Annotated in this window: 13 protein-coding genes; 9 read left to right on the top strand and 4 right to left on the bottom strand. The window is 40.8% G+C overall.

The window, feature by feature from the left end; all coding sequences use genetic code 11:
- Positions 1-22: 22 nt before the first annotated feature.
- Both bshB1 and BFS30_RS04180 read left to right on the top strand, forming a co-directional pair.
- Positions 23-739: a bacillithiol biosynthesis deacetylase BshB1 gene (gene bshB1, locus BFS30_RS04185; protein ID WP_069382292.1), complete on the top strand. Its 717-nt coding sequence runs from the start codon at positions 23-25 to the stop codon at positions 737-739.
- A gap of 75 nt (positions 740-814) precedes the next feature.
- A complete protein-coding gene (locus tag BFS30_RS04180; RefSeq protein WP_069378118.1) occupies positions 815-2,176 on the top strand; it encodes an acyl-CoA dehydrogenase family protein in 1,362 nt (453 codons plus the stop codon).
- 6 nt (positions 2,177-2,182) lie between these two features.
- Here BFS30_RS04180 and BFS30_RS04175 read toward each other — a convergent pair whose 3' ends face one another.
- From BFS30_RS04175 to BFS30_RS04160, 4 genes are all read right to left on the bottom strand, one after another.
- Complete coding sequence (locus BFS30_RS04175) at positions 2,183-2,587, bottom strand: hypothetical protein (protein ID WP_069378117.1); 405 nt, start codon at positions 2,585-2,587, stop codon at positions 2,183-2,185.
- Positions 2,587-3,918, bottom strand: coding sequence for an L-lysine 6-transaminase (gene lat / locus BFS30_RS04170; RefSeq protein ID WP_083251957.1), 1,332 nt, complete (start codon positions 3,916-3,918; stop codon positions 2,587-2,589). Before lat ends, BFS30_RS04175 begins: the two co-directional genes overlap by 1 nt.
- Before the next feature lie 271 nt (positions 3,919-4,189).
- Positions 4,190-5,575 carry a TlpA family protein disulfide reductase gene (locus tag BFS30_RS04165; RefSeq protein WP_069378115.1) on the bottom strand — a complete coding sequence of 462 codons (1,386 nt, stop codon included), beginning with the start codon at positions 5,573-5,575 and terminating at the stop codon, positions 4,190-4,192.
- Positions 5,576-5,628: 53 nt separating this feature from the next.
- On the bottom strand, positions 5,629-5,850 hold the full coding sequence (locus BFS30_RS04160; protein ID WP_069378114.1) for a hypothetical protein: 222 nt from the start codon (positions 5,848-5,850) through the stop codon (positions 5,629-5,631).
- 284 nt (positions 5,851-6,134) lie between these two features.
- On the opposite strand from BFS30_RS04160, the gene BFS30_RS04155 reads away from it, so the two are divergent.
- The 7 genes from BFS30_RS04155 to BFS30_RS04125 all read left to right on the top strand — a co-directional run bounded on the left by BFS30_RS04155 (position 6,135) and on the right by BFS30_RS04125 (position 18,776).
- The gene (locus tag BFS30_RS04155) at positions 6,135-8,213 is read left to right on the top strand and encodes a carboxy terminal-processing peptidase (protein ID WP_069378113.1); all 2,079 of its coding nucleotides are present in this window, start codon (positions 6,135-6,137) and stop codon (positions 8,211-8,213) included.
- A gap of 28 nt (positions 8,214-8,241) precedes the next feature.
- The gene (locus BFS30_RS04150) at positions 8,242-8,790 is read left to right on the top strand and encodes a sigma-70 family RNA polymerase sigma factor (protein ID WP_157262873.1); all 549 of its coding nucleotides are present in this window, start codon (positions 8,242-8,244) and stop codon (positions 8,788-8,790) included.
- 7 nt (positions 8,791-8,797) lie between these two features.
- On the top strand, positions 8,798-9,946 hold the full coding sequence (locus tag BFS30_RS04145) for a FecR family protein (RefSeq protein ID WP_069378111.1): 1,149 nt from the start codon (positions 8,798-8,800) through the stop codon (positions 9,944-9,946).
- Between the two features lie 147 nt (positions 9,947-10,093).
- On the top strand, positions 10,094-11,446 hold the full coding sequence (locus tag BFS30_RS04140) for a TlpA family protein disulfide reductase (RefSeq protein WP_069378110.1): 1,353 nt from the start codon (positions 10,094-10,096) through the stop codon (positions 11,444-11,446).
- A gap of 2 nt (positions 11,447-11,448) precedes the next feature.
- Positions 11,449-14,031, top strand: a complete 2,583-nt coding sequence (locus tag BFS30_RS04135; RefSeq protein ID WP_157262871.1) for a M1 family metallopeptidase — start codon at positions 11,449-11,451, stop codon at positions 14,029-14,031.
- A gap of 24 nt (positions 14,032-14,055) precedes the next feature.
- Entirely contained in the window at positions 14,056-15,192 is a 1,137-nt protein-coding gene (locus BFS30_RS04130; protein ID WP_083251955.1) for a TlpA disulfide reductase family protein, read from the top strand.
- A 182-nt stretch (positions 15,193-15,374) separates the two neighbouring features.
- The gene (locus BFS30_RS04125) at positions 15,375-18,776 is read left to right on the top strand and encodes a SusC/RagA family TonB-linked outer membrane protein (RefSeq protein WP_167353127.1); all 3,402 of its coding nucleotides are present in this window, start codon (positions 15,375-15,377) and stop codon (positions 18,774-18,776) included.

Genomic DNA, 18,776 nt, shown 5'->3' with positions numbered 1-18,776 from the left:
CCAAAACCATTTAAATAACATGATGAAGTTAGATATATTAGTCCTTGCCGTTCATCCGGACGATGCAGAATTAGGATGTTCCGGAACTATTGCCAAACATATTGCAATGGGGAAAAAAGTAGGAATTGTTGATTTTACCAGAGGAGAATTAGGAACCCGTGGTTCTGCAGAAATCAGGGATGAAGAAGCTGCAGATTCTGCAAAAATATTAGGACTCCATGCCCGGGAAAATCTGCGCTTTAAAGATGGATTCTTTGCGAATGATGAAGCACATAAGCTGGAAGTGATCAGAATGATCCGCAAGTATCAACCGGAAATTGTCCTTAGCAACGCCCTGGATGATCGTCATCCGGATCATGGACGGGCAGGTGACCTGGCTAATGATGCTTGTTTTTTATCGGGCCTGTCTAAAATCTCTACCAGTCTCGATGGACAGGCGCAGGAGGCCTGGAGGCCGCGTCTGGTACTTCAATACATTCAGGATCGTTATATTGAACCCGATATCATCATAGACATTACTCCTTACATCCAAACCAAAATAGACTCGATCAAAGCCTTCAGAACGCAGTTTTTTAACCCGGATCATGAAGAAGCCGAAACCTATATCTCCTCACCTGAATTTTTTGATAGTGTAATCGGTCGTGCCCGGGAATTCGGAAAATCTATAGGAGCAACGTATGGTGAAGGATTTACCTGTCGTAAACTATTGGGCGTAAATGATCTTTTTAACCTGAGTTAGGTTATTGCAGGGCAGCTTTTCGCCGCTCCGCCAACAAAATGTCTGTTTTGCTGTTTTTAATAGAAACAGCAAAACATGGCCAATATCTTTTCTTCCCTAAAAAATGCATATACTCTTTTTAAAAGTGTAGATTTTCAGAAACTGGAAGCACTTTCTAAAAAGGTAGACCTGCCGAAAATTGTAAATTCCGTATCGAATCTTGATGAGACTCAGTTACAGGGACTGATGAAAATGATGGACGGTCCTCATAAAAAAAGAGAACTTCCTCCGATAGAAGGGGATTTTTATCATCTCGGTGATGAAGCGCTGAGTGAGGAAGACCGTGCCTTACAATTAAAGGTCAGGGCATTTCTGGAAAAAGAAGTGAAACCGGTAGTGAATAAATACTGGCTGAAAGCGGAATTCCCTTTTGAACTCATTCCGGGTATAGCAGCGCTCAATATCTGTGGCCTTACTTACGAAGGTTATGGCTGCCCCAATAAGTCAAACCTGATGGAAGGTATACTGGCCATGGAAATGGCGAGGGTGGATACCTCAATGTCTACTTTTTTTGGCGTGCAAAGTGGATTGGCCATGGGCTCTATCTATCTCCTGGGATCAGAAGCACAAAAACAGCAGTGGTTGCCTGATATGCAGCAAATGAAAACAATTGGCGCATTTGGCCTGACAGAACCAGAAGTGGGTTCAGGAGTAGCGGGAGGATTAACCACTACGGCAAAACGTATTGGCAGTAAATGGATACTGAACGGGCAGAAAAAGTGGATTGGAAACTCCACCTTTTCGGACGTCACCATCATCTGGGCGAGGGATCTGGATGACCAGGAAGTGAAAGGATTTCTGGTGCGTAAGGGGACAACAGGTTTTGTGGTAGAGAAGATGGAGGATAAAATGGCCTTGCGTATTGTGCAGAATGGATTGATTACTCTGACCAATTGTGAGGTGGATGAAGAAGACCGGTTACAAAATGCCAATTCTTTCAAAGATACAGCCAAAGTGCTCAAGATGACCAGGGCAGGAGTGGCCTGGCAGGCCGTAGGTTGCGCCAGAGGAGCTTATGAGAGCGCGTTGCACTATACGCGTACCAGAAAACAATTCGGAAAGCCTATTGCTTCTTTCCAGCTCATTCAAAACCACCTTGTTGAAATGCTGTCTAACCTCACTGCCATGCAAACACTGTGCTTTCGCTTATCCCAGTTACAGGACCAGAACCTGCTTACAGATGAACATGCTTCGCTGGCAAAAGTATTCTGTTCTATGCGCACCAGAGATGTGGTAAGCAGGGCAAGGGAAGTAATGGGCGGAAATGGGATTTTGCTGGAATATGATGTAGCCCGCTTTGTAGCAGATGCGGAAGCTATTTATTCTTATGAAGGAACTAAAGAGATCAATACCCTGATTGTAGGCAGGGCCATCACGGGCTTTTCTGCCTTTGTGTAAATATTATTATTTGAACGGTTTTTTGCTAAGACTTGTATTGCCCATTGCGCTCTTTTCGTAAAGGGCAATACAAGAATGATTATAAGAAGGGTCGAAGTTTATTTTCCCTGCTGTCAGCTGCTCAGGAACCTTACTGCCTTTTAGGAAAAAATATACCTTGGTATTTCCCCCTTTATGATGAGGTTTGAAATTACCATAAGTCTCCATCTCAGACCATAGGGTATCCTTAACCGTCACTGCAAAAACATGCTGGATCGGTCCGGTATTGTTGTCGTTGCGATAATGCGCAATCTCGGTAAATTCTCCTTTCAGATGGTCGATGCCTGGCTGGGTAAAAGTGCCTTTCAGCATCCATCCGATTAACAACAAAACAACTATACACAGGATAATATTAGACTTCTTTTTGTTCATTATAACGCAGGCAAAATTTTCTCCATTGCTGCAAGTCCCTCATCAATGTGTTTTTTCTCAATACAAAGTGCTGGCCTGAAGCGGATGGTTTGATTTCCACAACCCAGGAACATCACATTGTTGTCCATCCCTTTCTGGATAAATGCATTACGCATTTCTTTACTCGGAAAGTCAAAGGCGCAAAGTAAACCTTTACCTCTTACATTAGTGATTTTATCATGTTTCTGAGCAAGCTGCTCCAGATTTTCTTTTAAATACTGACCGATAGTTGCAGCGTGATCACATAATTTATCATCATGGATGATCTGCAGAATCTGTGAAGAGCGTACCATATCCACAAGGTTACCGCCCCAGGTAGAATTAATCCTTGAAGGAACATTAAATACATTGCCTTCTACCTGATCTACTTTATTGCCTACCAGAATTCCGCATACCTGCATCTTTTTACCAAAAGCAACGATATCAGGACGTGCTTTTTCACTGAAATGCTGGTGACACCAGAATTTACCGGTTAATCCAACGCCTGTCTGTACTTCATCGTATATCAGGAAGGCATCATTCTCATCGGCGATGGTTTTTAACTGGATTAAAAACTCTTCGCGTAAATGGTTATCTCCACCTTCAGACTGGATTGGCTCCACAATGATGGCGCAGATTTCATCTTTATTGTCTGCAAAGGCCTGTTTGATCTGTGCGATAGATGCTTCCTCTGTATCGATAGCCTTTTTTAGGTTTTCGTCCTGTAAGGGAAACTTCACAGTTGGTACAGATACCCTTGGCCAGTCGAACTTTGCAAACCATTTAGTTTTATCGGGTAGTGTGTTGGTTAAACTCAGCGTATATCCGGTCCTGCCATGGAAAGCTTTTTCAAAATGCAGTACTTTGAATCCTTTTTCTTCTTTTATTCCTTTGGCAAAGTTTTTTTGAACTTTCCAGTCCATTGCCACTTTGATTGCATTCTCAACCGCTAGTGCACCACCAGCAATGAAAAAGGCATGAGGCAGGTAATCAGGAATTCCAACTTTGGAGAAGGTATCTACGAATTGGGCATATTGCTGTGTATAAACATCGGAGTTCGAAGGGTTGGACAATGCAGCCAATAAAAGGTTCTTTTTAAAGGCTTCATCATTGATCATTTTAGGATGGTTATATCCTAGTGGGACAGAAGCAAAACAAGTAAAGAAATCCAGTAAATTACGCTTGTATTTAGAGTCGTAAATATAAGCCCCCTGGCTTTGTTCCATATCATAGGTAAGGTCGAAACCATCGGCTAAAATGTGTTTACTTAAAGTTTCATTTACCTGATCCGGAGCTACAGTTAGTTGATACATAAATTCTATAATTTGGTGTAGCCAAATGTAACAAAAAGTGCCTAATTAACAAATGTAGGCACTTTTTAGACTCGAAAAGTTAAAAAGTAGGTTTAAACGATTTAAAGTATGATTTTAGGGAAAAATAAATTTCATCCTAACAATTGTTGGGAATTTTCGTGACACGATTTAGACAGATTTAAGAATTTATTTCCTCTTTTCGTTCCTGATTTGTAGTTTATTCCTTCTCCGAAACCGCTTCCTTTTAAATAGAATTGGAGGAGTGTTTTTGCTAATCCTTTTTAGGCTGGATATACATTAAAAGCCGCTGTTCAAAATTTTTATCAGATGGCTTTAAAAAATGATCGTTAACCAGCATTCCATTGGTATTGAAAACCAGATAACGGGGTATCGTTTCTATTCTATACAATTGACTGATTAGTTTATTTGATCGCTCAATAACCCGAAACTGGTTTTTAGTGCTCACTTTAGACTTTGCTAAAATGTCTTTCCAATCTTTTTCTTTAATATCCTTATCTAAGCCAATACCTATAAAGGAAATATTTTTTGTAGCCAGTCTGGCCTTAGTTTTTTCCAGATAAGGAAACTCAGCAATGCATGGAACGCACCAGCTTGCCCAAAGATCAAACACGATTACTTTTCCCTTGTTATTCCTGAAAATATCGGCAAGTGTTAAAGATGCTTTACCGGGAGTTGTTAATTTGATTGCTGCCTGGTCAAAAGACTTTTGAATAGGAATAATTTCATTTGCATAGCTTTTGGCCATAAAGGCCGAATCATTAAGCTTGTTTTTAAATAGGTTATAGGTTTCCAGGTAAAGCGACGATTTTTTCTCCGGAAAAGTTTTGAGTGCCTGAAAAGCAACTCCGGCTTTGTATCTTTTTTCTGTATTAATATTGATCACCTCTTTGACAAAAGTATTTAAGTTGTCATTCAGGTTCGTATGTGTCTTATTATAATTGGCTACTACAACAATTGCCTGACTCAAAAAAGTAGAATTGATATTTGTTTTCTTCGCCAATGCTGATTTCAGGTCCGATACCAGGGTGTCTAAGTCTTTGGGATTGGAAGTATAGTTTAATCTCGATTGCTTTAAATAATAGAAGTTATTTGAAACCTCTTTCCATAAACCTGCAACAGAATCAGTTATTTTTTTGTGTGCCAATAAAGAATCTATTTTTGTCAGGTTAGCTCTTAACGTGATCCTGTTCGAGTTCATCTGATCTTTTAACCCCTTTGTAATATCTGCATGTCTGAAAATGGAACTGTTGACGTCTAAAAAATCACTTACAAATAAAAATTGATTGTCAGTGAGGTTTTTAAGTCGGAACTCTTCCAGTGCGATATTGATACTGTCACCTTTTTTCAGATATAGTACATTGAAATACTCTTTATTCGCTGCCGCATCCATCACACTATACTTTACTTCAAGGATATGGTCTGAGTAAATCTTTTCTGTTAACACACTGTCTTTTTCTGATGCATTTCTGAACGATAATACTTTTTCTACTAAGAAGTCATCATAATACCTCAATCTCATAACATTTTGAGGTTTTAGGTGTATATTGATGGTAATGTGATCAGAAATTCTAGGAGTACTGCTACATTTTTCCAGGAAATTAAAAAGCAGTATAAAGGAGATTAAATATAGCTTCATATTCTATATGTAAATTCTTGCCCTAAATATTTAGGGCAAGAAAGAGTTAAATTTTAATGGCCCCAGCCATCAGCCGCACAGTCATATCCACATTGGGCTACCTGACCGGTAGTAATCCAATGTACACATAAAGCATTGGCATCATCTGTAACATAATCACCACTGCCAACACCACCGTTAGCATAAGTTACTGTTAATACACATAGGTCTTTAGCAACCCTTCCTCCTTTTACTTGTTTCATTTCTGCTCTTCCAAGCACGTTTAGATTTTTCATGTTTTTTTGGTTTTTTAAGTTAAACTAAACTTATAAATTAATTTCTGTTTTTCAAATAGTTTTAGTAAATAAAATAAATAATATAAGAATATATCGAATCCATGATTGTAAAGCACTTTTTTGATTAAAAAATAATTTTCTTGTTAAGGCGCGTAAGACCAATCATGGCTTTCGGACAATGCAGCCATTAAACCATAATTCATAAATCTTCAGTTTTTTTGGATTTCGATTCACCCTTTTTTGAGTTCAGTTCGCCTATACCAGTAACGAACCTTAAAAACGCGATGAATTATACTAACCAATCCAATAGCTTCCGGATTTTTATCTGCATTGCTGCATTTTTTTTAGATCCGCTGAATATGGCAACTGCACAGACGGAAATTCCGGATGCAGTTGCAGTGCAAAAGAAAACCATTTTGGCCGTAGTTCAGAACCTGGAGCAAAAACATGTGAAGCCTAAAGCTATCGATGATCAGTTCTCTGCTATAGTCTGGAAAAAATACCTGGAAAGTCTGGACCCCAATAAAGATATATTGCTGAAAACTGATTTTCAACAATTGAAAAAATATGAGTTGAATATCGACGATGATCTCCATAATGGATCTGCCGCCTTTTTTAACGCGGCTTATCAGATCTACCAGCAAAGACTAATTGCCGCAGCTGCGGGTTACAAAAAGATATTGGCAACCCCTCTTAATTTTAGCAATAACGAATCTGTTCAACTGAATGGTACTTTACGCGATTTTGCAGAAAATCAGACTGCTTTAACAAGGTTGTGGCAGCAAAAAGCAAAATACATGGTGTTAAAGAAAATGATGGATCTTGATAAAAGCAAAACAAATAACCCTGTTCAGGAAAAGGAAGCCCGTGTAAAAGTAGACAAGTGGCTGGCAGGTACATTTAAGAATTTAACAGGCCCCTCTGCTGTAAATGAAAAATTTAGTCAGTATCTGAATATCGTAACACTTGAAGTTGATCCGCATACTTCGTATTTCGCCCCTGTTCAGACCAGAAACATGAATAGTCAGATGGCAAAACGCTTTTATGGCATTGGGCTGGAATTACAGGATAAAGAAGGTGATGTATTCATTAAAGCCCTCAGGCCGGGAGGTATGGCTATAAAAAGCGGGTTGGTAGATGTGAATGATCGCATTCTGAGTATTAGTGATGCCAACGGTAAAATGCTTGATATTTCCGGAGTTCCCATTACAGAGGTTGCTAATCTGATCAGGGGCGATAAGGATACTGAAGTCTCGCTTGCCTTGTTGAAAATGAATGGGCAGGAAAAAACTGTAGCTTTAAAAAGAGCCGAAATTAAAGATGAAGAAGGAAGAGCCAGAAGTGCGGTAATCGAAAAAGACGGGCAGAAAATAGGATACCTTTATTTACCGGAGTTTTATGTAGACATGAACAATCCAAACGGCATCCGGTCTGCAGATGATGTCCAGAATGAAATCATCAGGTTAAAAGAACAACAGGTAAAAGGAATCGTTTTTGACCTGCGCAACAACGGCGGCGGCTCATTAGATGAAGTGGTTAAAATGACTGGTTACTTTATCGGACCGGGGCCAAAGGTGCAGATTAAAGATCCTAAAGAAATTAAAATACATACCACTAAAACTTCGGCTTTATATGACGGACCACTGGTGGTAATGGTTAATGAGCAAAGTGCCTCAGCTTCCGAAATATTTGCCGCTGCAATTCAGGATTACAATCGGGGAATTATTGTGGGCAGCCCCTCTACGTATGGAAAAGGAACAGCCCAGGCAACAATCCCAATGGGTAAAATGGGAGATAAAATAACGGGAAGCCCTAATGTTAGCTATGGCTCCATGCGCCTGACTCAACATCATTTCTACCGGATCAATGGCGCGTCTACACAACTAAAAGGTGTACAATCAGATGTGGTATTACCTGGAAAACTAGCCTACCTTAAAATTAAAGAAAGTGACAATATAACTGCTCTGGCCTGGGATAGTATCCCGGCCGCAGCTTATATTAAATCCCACAAAGCGGAAGTCTGGGATAAGATGTTAAATCTGGCAAAAGAAGCGGCAGCAAATAAAGATGTATTTAAAATTATAGATGAAAATAGTAAATTGTTAGCAAAACATCAGCTGGATCCTGTGAGCTTAAACTACAGTAAATTCGGTAAACAGCAATCAGAATTGTTAACTTATGTTCGGAACATCGAACATGCGGCCCAGTTACCGGACGCAAAAAAGATCAGTGTGATGCGCATCGCGAATTATAGTGAAGTATCTGGTAACGAATGGTACCAAAAATGGATAGAGGGGATTTCGGCAGACTTATACCTTGACAAGAGTCTGGATATTATCAATAAAATTATTGCAGTTAAATAACCGGGGATATTATAAAACTACAAGGCCAATGGCAGATCTTTCCAAGATAGAAGCTTTATTCAGAGCGCATTATTCTTTTCTATGTGCAGTCGCATATAGGGTGGTAGAGGATGAGGATGTTGCCAAAGACATTGTTCAGAATTTCTTTTTGTATTGCCTGGATAAGATCTCCGTGATCACTGTTCAGACCAGCTTTAAGAGCTACGCATTCAGAGCGGTAAAAAATGCTTCGCTCAGTTATAAAAAAAAGGCAAAGAAAGTGGACTACAATGACGAGTTGTTAAGAAAAACGGGCGCGAATATGGCTTGTACACTGGAGGAGGACAAGGAGGAACGTGAAACTGCAAGGGATCTTGTACTTTGGCAAATCATAGGTCAGATGCCTGAGAAAAGAAGGCACATATTTTTACTGAGTAATAAGGAGGGCCTGAAGTACACTGAAATTGCAGCACAGCTGGATATTTCTGTGAATACGGTAAAAACGCATATCAAATTATCATATGAGTTTTTGAGAAAGGAATGTAAGTCACTGATCAGGATAGTGGTGATCATTTATATGTGGATAGGATTTTATTAACAGGGTTATGGATCAGGAAGAAAAAATAAACTGGGAAAAGCTGTTAAAGCACTTGGAAGACCATCAGGAAAATGGACGTGGGGATGATGAATTGAATCAGCAGGAGCTTGAGATGTTGCTGCTGGCAGAAGAAACAAATATGAATTTAAATAGAACAGACCCAGAAATGAGATTTCCTGTAGAAGCGGGCTGGGAAGAGTTGCAGGAAAGATATAAAGAAAAAAATAATACGCGAAAGCTGGTTACTCATCGCAACAAACGCCATTGGCTGAGGGTTGCTGCTGCCATTTTCCTGGCTTTTATTGGGTCTGCTTTGTGGTTTTATCGCATAGCTGAAGCTCCGGTCCCTGACAGCGCTGTAGCCGGTATTAAACTGACGATGGATAACGGGGAAACTGTTTCGGTTGATCCGGCTAAGACAGCGGCATTAAGAGACGCAGGAGCAATTTTAAAGGATAATACCCTGATTTATCAAAAAGAAAGTGCTATGCCGCAAGAAAACGAAAAACAGCATAATTTGAATGTACTGGAAGTACCGTTTGGTAAACAAACCAAGGTTGAATTAAGCGACGGTACATCAGTATGGATAAATGCTGGCTCAAAAATAAGCTATCCTACACGTTTTTCTGCTGTTAAAAGAGAGGTGACTTTAGAAGGTGAAGCATTTTTTGAAGTGAGTCACAACACAAAAAGACCTTTTGTGGTTCATGTTAATGGTTTAGATATCAGGGTGCTGGGTACAGCATTTAATGTCAATTCTTTTGGCCCGGTAGTCCATACAGCCTTGGTAAAAGGTAAGGTAAATCTTGAAGCGGGAAGTCGTTTTATATCGCTGATGCCAGGAGAAATGGGGTCTTATACCGTTTCAAATGGCAGTCTGCAAAAAAATGAAACAGATTTAAGGACCTATACCGCATGGAAAGAAGGAGAAATTTACTTTAATAACAACTCGTTGGGCGAGATCGCATCCCGCCTGGAAAGGGAGTATGATCTTGACTTTAATTTTCAGGATGAATCCCTTAAAAATCTCCATTTTACCATCGATATGCCGAAAAATGAAGGTGATGTACAAAAGATTCTGAATAATATCAGGTTAAGTACCAATCAGGTTAATTTTGTGGTTAAGGGGAATCTGATCCTGGTACAACGTCGATAAACTTCTATTTATAAAAAAGGGTGAAAATAATTCAAATTGTTTTCACCCTTTTTTATGGTTTTGGTGCCTATATCTAAAACCAACCAACCTAAACTAATGAATGTAATAAAACTATTCTTATGGTCTCTGCTCATTTTTATGTTTTCTATGAGTAAGCAGACCTACGCTGATAAGCAGGAAAATACCATAAGGTTTAATGTGAAAATTACTTCGCCAAAGCCCCCTTTTATTGCATTTGGTCATTTGAAAGGTAAGCATGCGCAGGAAACCGAAATGATCATGTTAGACCAGGGACAGGCCAGTATCAAAAGAAAAATTCCGGCTAAACTGCAAATTGCCTCTTTTGGTGAGATTCCAGTATTGGTTAGTGAAGGAGGAGTAGTTAATTTATCAATTGAATTACTAAAAGAGAGAATAGCGGGACATGCTTATATTGCCAGATTTAAAGGGATCAATGCTTTTAAACAAAGCATTCCTTACCAGATCAGCAGCCTGTACAGGATTTCAGTCGAAGACCTTAAAATGATGGATGCTGAGGCATTAAGAAAATGTTTCCTGGAAAAGGGTAGGCAGGCACAGCAGCTAATCCGTAAAGCTAAAGTCGAGGATCCGAAGGAAAGGTCTTTACTTTTAAGGTATGAAAGCGTACTTCGGGTATTGGCAATCGGGGCCTTTAACAGGGCGCATGAAACAAAACAGGATATCTCTGCCGAAATTTATACTGCTCTTCTTGAAGCATATAATTTTAAAGGCGAAAACCTGAATCGCATTTGTCAGGGGAATACTATGGATTCCTATGTGCAAATTTTATTGGCGGGCAAATCCAGACCTTCAGATGCCAGATTAAAGAAAATGGAATTGCTGTTAACCGACAGGAACCAGTTTGTAATACAACGTTATGTGATAGCGGAATTTCGCGCGATGTTCAGACCGAAAGGATTAACACCTGAACTGGATGCTTTCTATTCCAAACTCAAACTGGCATGCACTGATGCTGAAATACTGAAGGAACTTGATCAGTTCTATACTTATCAGGTTAATCTCATGCCTGGAAAACCTGCTACAGATTTTGCATTACGCGACTGGAATGGAAAAATGGTTAAAATCTCTGATTTTAAAGGAAAAATGCTGGTGATAGATTGCTGGGGTACCTGGTGCAGTGGGTGCTTGGAGAATCTTCCCTTCTTTGAGAAAATTGCAGAGGGCTATAAAGATAGTACGGATATCGTATTTATGACAATGGCGCTTGAACCTGAAGATGGGCTGTCATGGAGGCAATACATCAAAGAACACCATATGGAAAAGGGCATCCACTTGCATATTCCAAATGTAGAAACAGACCCGGTATGGGGTTTATTGAGAAATGTCTATCAGCTGGACACTTACCCAAGATATATGGTGATAGACCGGCAAGGTAATTTTATCGATGCTTATTTGGATTATCCGATGTTTCCTGTTTTCAAAGAAAAGATCGATCGCTGGTATAAAGAAAAAAGATAAGCATGACCAGATTATTTAAAAATATGCTCACTCTGGTTTGTTGTATAGCAGGCCTAAGTCCGGTATGTGGGCAACAGCCTGTAGCATTCAATCCACTGGAAAGCTTTAAACAAGTGATGTATCCGGCTGGAAACGCCCTGCGGACAGTAAACGGAAAACCAGGATCTCAATATTGGCAGAACCGGGCAGATTATCAGATCTCGGCAGACTTTGATACGCTATCACGTCAATTAAAAGCTACTCAGGAAGTAAGTTACTTTAATAATAGTCCTGATGCCTTATCAGAGCTTTGGTTCCTGCTGGGACAGAACCGCTTTCGTAAAGATTCCAGAACTACCATGCTGACCCCATTAAATGGTAGCCGCTTTGGAATCATGGAGTTCACTGATGGTTTTGTGCTGGAGAAAGTGATGATCAAAAATAATAAAGACGGAACATGGAGTAAAGTAGACTATAAGATCATGAATGATCAGCTTAAGGTCATACTGCCGGAAGATTTAAACACGAAGGCTAAGCTGAGTATCCGTATCGATTATCATTTTATACTTCCCAAAAACGGCTCTGATTTTATGGGTGTTTTGCCAACCGTAAATGGTACAATCTACCAGTTTGCTTCCTGGTTTCCTCGGATATTGGTCTATGATGATATAGAAGGTTGGAACACTTCAAACTCCGGGTATTATATCGAACCCGGAAAGCTGAAATATAAAATTACGGTGCCTTCGGAATGTATCGTTCAGGGTACAGGGCAGCTCCTTAATCCGGAACAGGTTTTAACTAAAATCCAACTGGAAAGATTACATGCTGCAAAAAAAAGCGACCAGACTGTTCAGATTCGTACGGCTAAAGAAGCGGGCATGAGTTCATCAAGGCCTGGCCCGGGACGCTTAACCTGGCATTTTAGCGCAGATAATGCGGGGGATGGATTGTTTGTGGTCTCAAAGTCTTTTATATGGGATGCGGTGAAAGTTGACATGCCGAATAAAGAAGTAGTTATGGCTATGTCGCTATATCCGGTAGAAAGTAATTATGACACCTGGAAGCAGTCGGCGCAAACGATGAAAAAAGTGTTGGAATCTTATTCAAAGTTATGGTCTCCATATCCTTTTGAAACCTCGGTCAATGTTGCAGGCCCGGTTACAGGTATAGGCGGTCCGGGGGTAAGTTTTATTCATTATAAATCAGACGGTATGGCCAACGGAGTGTGGTCTAAGATAAACCACGAGCTGGGGCATTCCTGGTTTAATATGATGATTGCAGGTAATGGTCGCCAGGCCTGGATGGTGGAAGGATTAAATTCTTTCATCAACCATGTGAATGGAGAGGTGCTGGAAGGTGAGACCGCTTTTTTGATGGCTGATGCGGTTGACTGGCTTGGAAAAGCTAAACCCGGTCAGTCCGTCGCAACACCTTATGAGCTGATGATCGATAAGAACTTTGCGCTGCTGGCTTATATGAAACCAGCTGTGGCCCTGAACTTATTGAGGACACAGGTGTTGGGTAAGAAGCGTTTTGATGACGCTTTCCGGACTTTTGTTCAGGCCTGGAAGTTTAAACATCCGGTTCCCGCTGATTTCTTCAGGTGTATGGAAAAGGAAACCGGAGAAAATCTCAGCTGGTTCTGGCAAAGCTGGTTTCTGAACGACTGGAGCCTGGACCAATCCATTGAAAATGTCAAATATGTAAATGAACAACCAGAAAAGGGAATAGACATCAAGCTGGTTAATAAAGGGAAAATGGTGATGCCGCTGGTGCTGGAGATTATAGAATTTAACGGGCAGGTAAACAGAGTCAGCCTGCCAGCAGAGGTCTGGCAAAAAGGTACGGAATGGACTTTTCACTACCCCTCAACCACTGCGGTCATTTCGGTAAAGTTAGATCCGGACCGTGCACTCCCGGACACGGACCTGGGTAATAATATCTGGCGTGGAAATGCCAGTCAAAAAAAGGTGCCTGCAGGAATGACTGCCCAAACTGTTCTTGATCGGTATTTTGCAGCTATAGGGGGGAAGGCCTTAGTTCTGAAATTAAAAAGTGCCGTTCTCAAATATACCAGGGGGGAGGGGAAAATGCTTTATACATTGGAACAAACCGCTTCCTTCCCTGATCAATACAGTTTTATACTTGATTTTGCCCCCCTCGCTCAGCCATTACAAAAATATACGGTAAATGGAGAAAACGTGAATTACCAGAAGTTTGGCGCTCCGGAAGAACTCAATGCAAAGCAAAGCCTGCAGGTTAAACTCATGTGCCGCCTGTTTCCGGAACTAGAAATGAATACAGGTAAACATCAGTTAAGACTGGCTGATTCTACCAGGAACTTAAGTGGGACTGATGTTTATGTTCTTTTTGCAAATGAAAATCATGCTGCCGGACGGGCCTATTATTACGACGTGAAGACCGGGCTTAAAGTAAAAGAAGAAGACCTGATGCATTTAGATCCAGACCTGCCCTATACGAGTATGGAAATGGCAGAGTACAAACTATTAGACGGCCTGATGCTGCCATACACACTGATCTTTAAACGGGCCGGAGAAAATGAGACACTGCTTAAAGGCAAGGAATTTAAACTAACCATGAACTAATTATATCAACTAAACTAACCAACAATGAAAAAATCAATATTAACAATTTGCACTCTGGCCATGGGAACATTGGGTGTATTTGCACAGGAAAGATTAGAGCTGACAGCAAATTTGCCAGACCTTAAAGAAAATACAGTGGTCTATTTATGGAATCCCATTGATGCAACCACGGATTCTACTTATGTTAAAAACAACAGTTTTTCCTTCTCTAAACCAATGAATGGAGGAGGAAGTATTTTTATTTTACAGGCAGGAATTGGAGATCAGCTGGCATCAGGACTTGCAACTTTCATTTACCTGGAGCCGGGGAAGATCAACATTTCCGGCAATGCTAAGGGCTTTGATACAGCGAATATGAAGGGGGATGCTTTTGTTAAGGAATGGGTAGAGATGAAACGAATACTGGGCCCTGCTTTGGACGATTTATCGAAGATGGATAGCGTTGATGCAATTATTGCAGAGGCAAGCAAGTTGGGCGATGAGGATGCCGTAAAATCGGAAACCGCCCGGAAGACGATGATGGTTGAAAAGGCTGTGGCGAGCTGTAAGAAATATTTAGATGAACATTTAAATGTAGGCGCTTCTACTTACGTATTAAATGCCCTCCTTTCTCCTTTGCTTAAGGACGATGAGGAACTTGCTTATCTAAATAAGTTTACTGGAAATGCAAAAAATAGCCAGATCACCACCAAGATGCTTTCTAACCTAACTGGAATGACGACAAACTGGGTTGGGAAACAGGCACCTGATTTCATCCAACCGGATGTAAATGGTAAAACAGTTTCTTTAGGAGATTTTAAGGGAAAGTATGTGCTGGTGGATTTCTGGGCAAGTTGGTGCACACCTTGTCTATCTGAATTAGATGAACTGAAATCTGTTTACGCTAAATATAAAGACAAGAACTTTACAATTTTAAGCGTATCTCTGGATAAGGATAAAGAGAAGTGGCTGAAAATGATTGATCAGGAACAATTGTTATGGCCTCAGTTGTCGGATCTGAAAGCAGATCAGAATGAAGCGGCCAGAATCTTTAAAGTTTTGGGAATCCCCGCCAATTTTTTGGTCGATCCTTCCGGGAAAATTATTGGTGCAGGTTATCGCGAAAGCAATAATCCAGGAGCCAAAATGCTCGACAAAACGTTGAGCAAACTTCTTAACTAATTGACCCGAAACCTAAACCAAACTAGACCAAACTAATGAATTATAGAATAATTCGTACTGTAATTTACAGTACCCTATTCCTCTTTGTTTTTGTCCTGTCCGTTTCTGCTCAGGAAAAAAATTCAAAGAAGGTAACTTTGAATGTTCGTAATGGTACGCTTGAAAACATTATTCAAGCTATTATGAAGCAGACATCTATACGAATTGTATACAATCAGGAGCTGGTTCAGAAGGCGGCCCCCATGGATTTTAAGGCAAATAATGAAGATTTGAGACCCGTGATCAGGCGTTTGTTAAAAGGATCAAATCTTACTTTTGTACTGCAGGACGATGTCATGGTGATTGGGCCAAAAGAGGAACCGGAAGAGGTGAAAAAAAAAGCAGGCGTCATTAAGGGGCAGGTTTTTGATAATAACGATGTTCCCCTCCTGTTGGTTACTGTGAATATAACCGGAACGCCGGCGAACACAATTACCAATGAAGAAGGGAAATTCGCTATTGATGCCGAAGAAGGAAATTCCGTTACCTTTTCCTATGTGGGTTTCCGAAAGAAAACCATAAAACCTCAGCTGGGAGATGTTGTCCGTATTAAGCTGGAGCCTGAACAACATGACATGGACGAATTGGTGATCACTGGTTACCAGGAGGTCAGCAAAAGACTTTCTGCAAGTTCAACCTTTACCCTGAAAGCAGCAGATGTCAAAGTCCCGGGAGTGCCAAATATTACGGGAATGCTTCAGGGTAAAGTTCCCGGGCTCTCTGTGGTCAATACCTCTGGCAGCCCCAATGCAGTACCAAAATTACGTTTAAGAGGAACTTCGACCTTACTTGGTAATGCCAATCCGATTTGGGTAGTCGATGGAATTGTAAGAGAGAATCCAAGTAATGGTAATCCGGATAATGTAATGGGGACGAATTCATCTTATATGGATCTGATTATGGGAAAGGAAAGTGCCTTTTCTAAAGCGGCTAATATCGGTAATTCTGTAAGTGGTTTGAATGTGAACGATATTGAAAGCATTACCTTCCTGAAAGACGCTTCAGCAACGGCTATATATGGAACCAGGGCCGCCAACGGAGTGATCGTAGTCACTACACGTAAAGGAGTGAGTGGTAAACCGGTAATCAATTATAATTTTAGTTCCGGATTTACTCAAAAGCCATCCTACACCGGAATGAAACTGATGAACTCTCAGCAAAGGGTCCGGTTTTCAAGGGAAATTTATGAAGATGGCCTTTTTTATACGGGAACTCCTTTTAACATTTCTTATGAAGGAGCATTTCAGGACCTGATGAACAGAAAAATTACAGAAGCTGAGTTTCAAAAGAGAGTGGCTGGTTATGAAAGCATCAATACCGACTGGTTTGATGTCTTGTTTCAGAATTCTGTGAATATGGCACATAATGTAAGCTTTTCCGGCGGTACAGAAAAGGTGAGGCACTATTCTTCTTTCTCTTATGACAATTTCAAAGGCAGTGCAAAAGAAGACTGGCAAAATAGACTTAGCGGGCAGTTGGGCTTGAATGCTGATCTCAGCAGCCGTTTAAAGTTAGACTTTAACTTGTCGGGTAGCCAGCGTACCTCAAATGGCTACCTTCAGGTAAATCCACTTGATTATGCGTTGAAAACAAGCAGGACGATTGATCAGGATATATTTTATCCAACCAAAATGCCTACTTACGATCTATCCGGCGATGGGACCCCGATGTCTTATAATGTGAAAAATGAAATCAATGAAAGTGGAAGTAAGGTGAAAGTCACAGAACTCAATGCAAATCTTGGCCTTAACTACCGCATTATCGACGGATTGAAGTTTAATTCGCTGTTGGGTATTAGCACGCAGCATTCCAGTTCAGAACAATACGCTACGGAACGGTCTAATTATATCTCAACCATGCGTGGTTATGATTATGGAAGTGTGGTTCCCGGAGGGATGGAGGAACAGATGTCATTTTTACCTTTCGGTGGAATGTTGATGACTGATCGTATGAACAGTTATAATTTTACCTTTCGTAACTCAGCAGAATATACCAGACGGATTTTCGGCGACCGGGATCAGATTAATATTCTTGCTGGACAAGAGATCAAGTCTCTCAAGTATGATGGTTTTGCAGAAAGGACGCCAGGATATTTAAAGGATAAGGGCGAATCCTTTGTTCAATTGCCCATTTACTTTCTTTCGTTTAGTCCCAAAAAAACAAACACGGTAGAGAATAGCTTATCAATGTTTGCCTCAGCTTCGTATAGTTTCGCCGATAAGTATATCTTAAACGCAAATGTTCGTACCGATGCCTCTAATCGATTCGGGCAATATGCTAATCGCAGGTTTTTGCCAATATGGAGTGTGGCTGCCCGCTGGAACATAGCGGAAGAGGCCTGGCTGAAAGATAGCAAAGTAGTCGATGCTTTAGACCTGAAAGCATCTTATGGATTTCAGGGGAATGTAGTGGGCGCGGTGGGACCAGATCTTATTGCCCGTCTGGTAGAGGGCGGATCCCCTATTGATCCGGCTGCCAGGGAGTACATTCTTAATTTGAAATCATTGCCATATCCTGACCTGAAATGGGAGAAAACCAAGTCCTACAATCTGGAATTACATACCTCTCTTTTCAATTCCTTCGTGGATTTAACCCTGGGTTATTACGATAAAAGAGGATCTGACATCATCACCGTCAGGAAGGTTCCGGTGGAGTATGGAATTTCAAGCATGTATCTGAATGGAGGGACCATGCGCAACCATGGCCTTGAGGCAAATCTGGTCTTAAACCCGATACGAACGGATAATTTTAGCTGGACACTTTCTGCAAACGTAGCTAAAAACTTTAATGCTGTTAAACAAGGGGTAGGTGACCTTCCCTATAGTATGGATGATTATCTGAATGGAACCGCATATGTAACGGGGCAACCTGCCAGTACTTTCTATGTAGTCTCTTATAAAGGATTGAACCCCTCTAACGGCATGCCGCTTTTTAATAAGATTGATGACGACGGTTCTTATCTGGACAGAACTTTTATGGATGCGCTGGTAGTAGGTGGTAAGCGTTTACCGGATATCGATGGTGGCCTGCACACGTCCTTCAGATATAAAGCATTTTCACTTGGTTTTTCATTTGCTTTTAGCCTGGGAAGCACAAGGTTATTAAATGCAGTATATGCCGGTGAAAATCAATATATCCCAATGCCAGAACAAAATATGCCGGCAATTTTTGAACAGCGCTGGCGTAAACCAGGTGATGAAGCTTTTACAAACATACCGGCGTTTGTTACCGATAGAGTTGATCAGCAGGTTGATGTTGCCGTTAGTAACCGTTATGGCCGGTATTATCTGTATGATCATTCTGACCTGAACCTGGTTTCCGGGGATTTCCTGAGATGTCGTGCTATGAATATTGGATATTCCATGCCACAAAGCTGGTTGAAAAAAATGAAAATCAAACAAATGGGGATAACGGCTACGGTAACCAATCTTTTTGTAATTGCAGATAAAAAACTGAGAGGGCAGGATCCGGAAATAGATGGTGTGGGAACAACAGCTTTACCTATCGTCCCGGCCTATAATCTCGGAGTGAATTTGTCATTTTAA

Source organism: Pedobacter steynii (genome assembly GCF_001721645.1).
Lineage (GTDB): Bacteria > Bacteroidota > Bacteroidia > Sphingobacteriales > Sphingobacteriaceae > Pedobacter > Pedobacter steynii_A.
The sequence above is the reverse complement of the archived record's forward strand: the minus strand, read 5'-3'. Positions and strand labels throughout refer to the sequence as shown.

What these genes read in the sequence shown, in the direction of transcription:
- BFS30_RS04160 (WP_069378114.1), bottom strand. Translation starts at nt 5,850, where the DNA reads ATGAAAAATCTAAACGTGCTTGGAAGAGCAGAAATGAAACAAGTAAAA.
- BFS30_RS04155 (WP_069378113.1), top strand. Translation starts at nt 6,135, where the DNA reads ATGAATTATACTAACCAATCCAATAGCTTCCGGATTTTTATCTGCATT.
- BFS30_RS04140 (WP_069378110.1), top strand. Translation starts at nt 10,094, where the DNA reads ATGAGTAAGCAGACCTACGCTGATAAGCAGGAAAATACCATAAGGTTT.
- BFS30_RS04125 (WP_167353127.1), top strand. Translation starts at nt 15,375, where the DNA reads ATGAAGCAGACATCTATACGAATTGTATACAATCAGGAGCTGGTTCAG.
- bshB1 (WP_069382292.1), top strand. Translation starts at nt 23, where the DNA reads ATGAAGTTAGATATATTAGTCCTTGCCGTTCATCCGGACGATGCAGAA.
- BFS30_RS04180 (WP_069378118.1), top strand. Translation starts at nt 815, where the DNA reads ATGGCCAATATCTTTTCTTCCCTAAAAAATGCATATACTCTTTTTAAA.
- lat (WP_083251957.1), bottom strand. Translation starts at nt 3,918, where the DNA reads ATGTATCAACTAACTGTAGCTCCGGATCAGGTAAATGAAACTTTAAGT.
- BFS30_RS04145 (WP_069378111.1), top strand. Translation starts at nt 8,798, where the DNA reads ATGGATCAGGAAGAAAAAATAAACTGGGAAAAGCTGTTAAAGCACTTG.
- BFS30_RS04175 (WP_069378117.1), bottom strand. Translation starts at nt 2,587, where the DNA reads ATGAACAAAAAGAAGTCTAATATTATCCTGTGTATAGTTGTTTTGTTG.
- BFS30_RS04130 (WP_083251955.1), top strand. Translation starts at nt 14,056, where the DNA reads ATGAAAAAATCAATATTAACAATTTGCACTCTGGCCATGGGAACATTG.
- BFS30_RS04165 (WP_069378115.1), bottom strand. Translation starts at nt 5,575, where the DNA reads ATGAAGCTATATTTAATCTCCTTTATACTGCTTTTTAATTTCCTGGAA.
- BFS30_RS04135 (WP_157262871.1), top strand. Translation starts at nt 11,449, where the DNA reads ATGACCAGATTATTTAAAAATATGCTCACTCTGGTTTGTTGTATAGCA.
- BFS30_RS04150 (WP_157262873.1), top strand. Translation starts at nt 8,242, where the DNA reads ATGGCAGATCTTTCCAAGATAGAAGCTTTATTCAGAGCGCATTATTCT.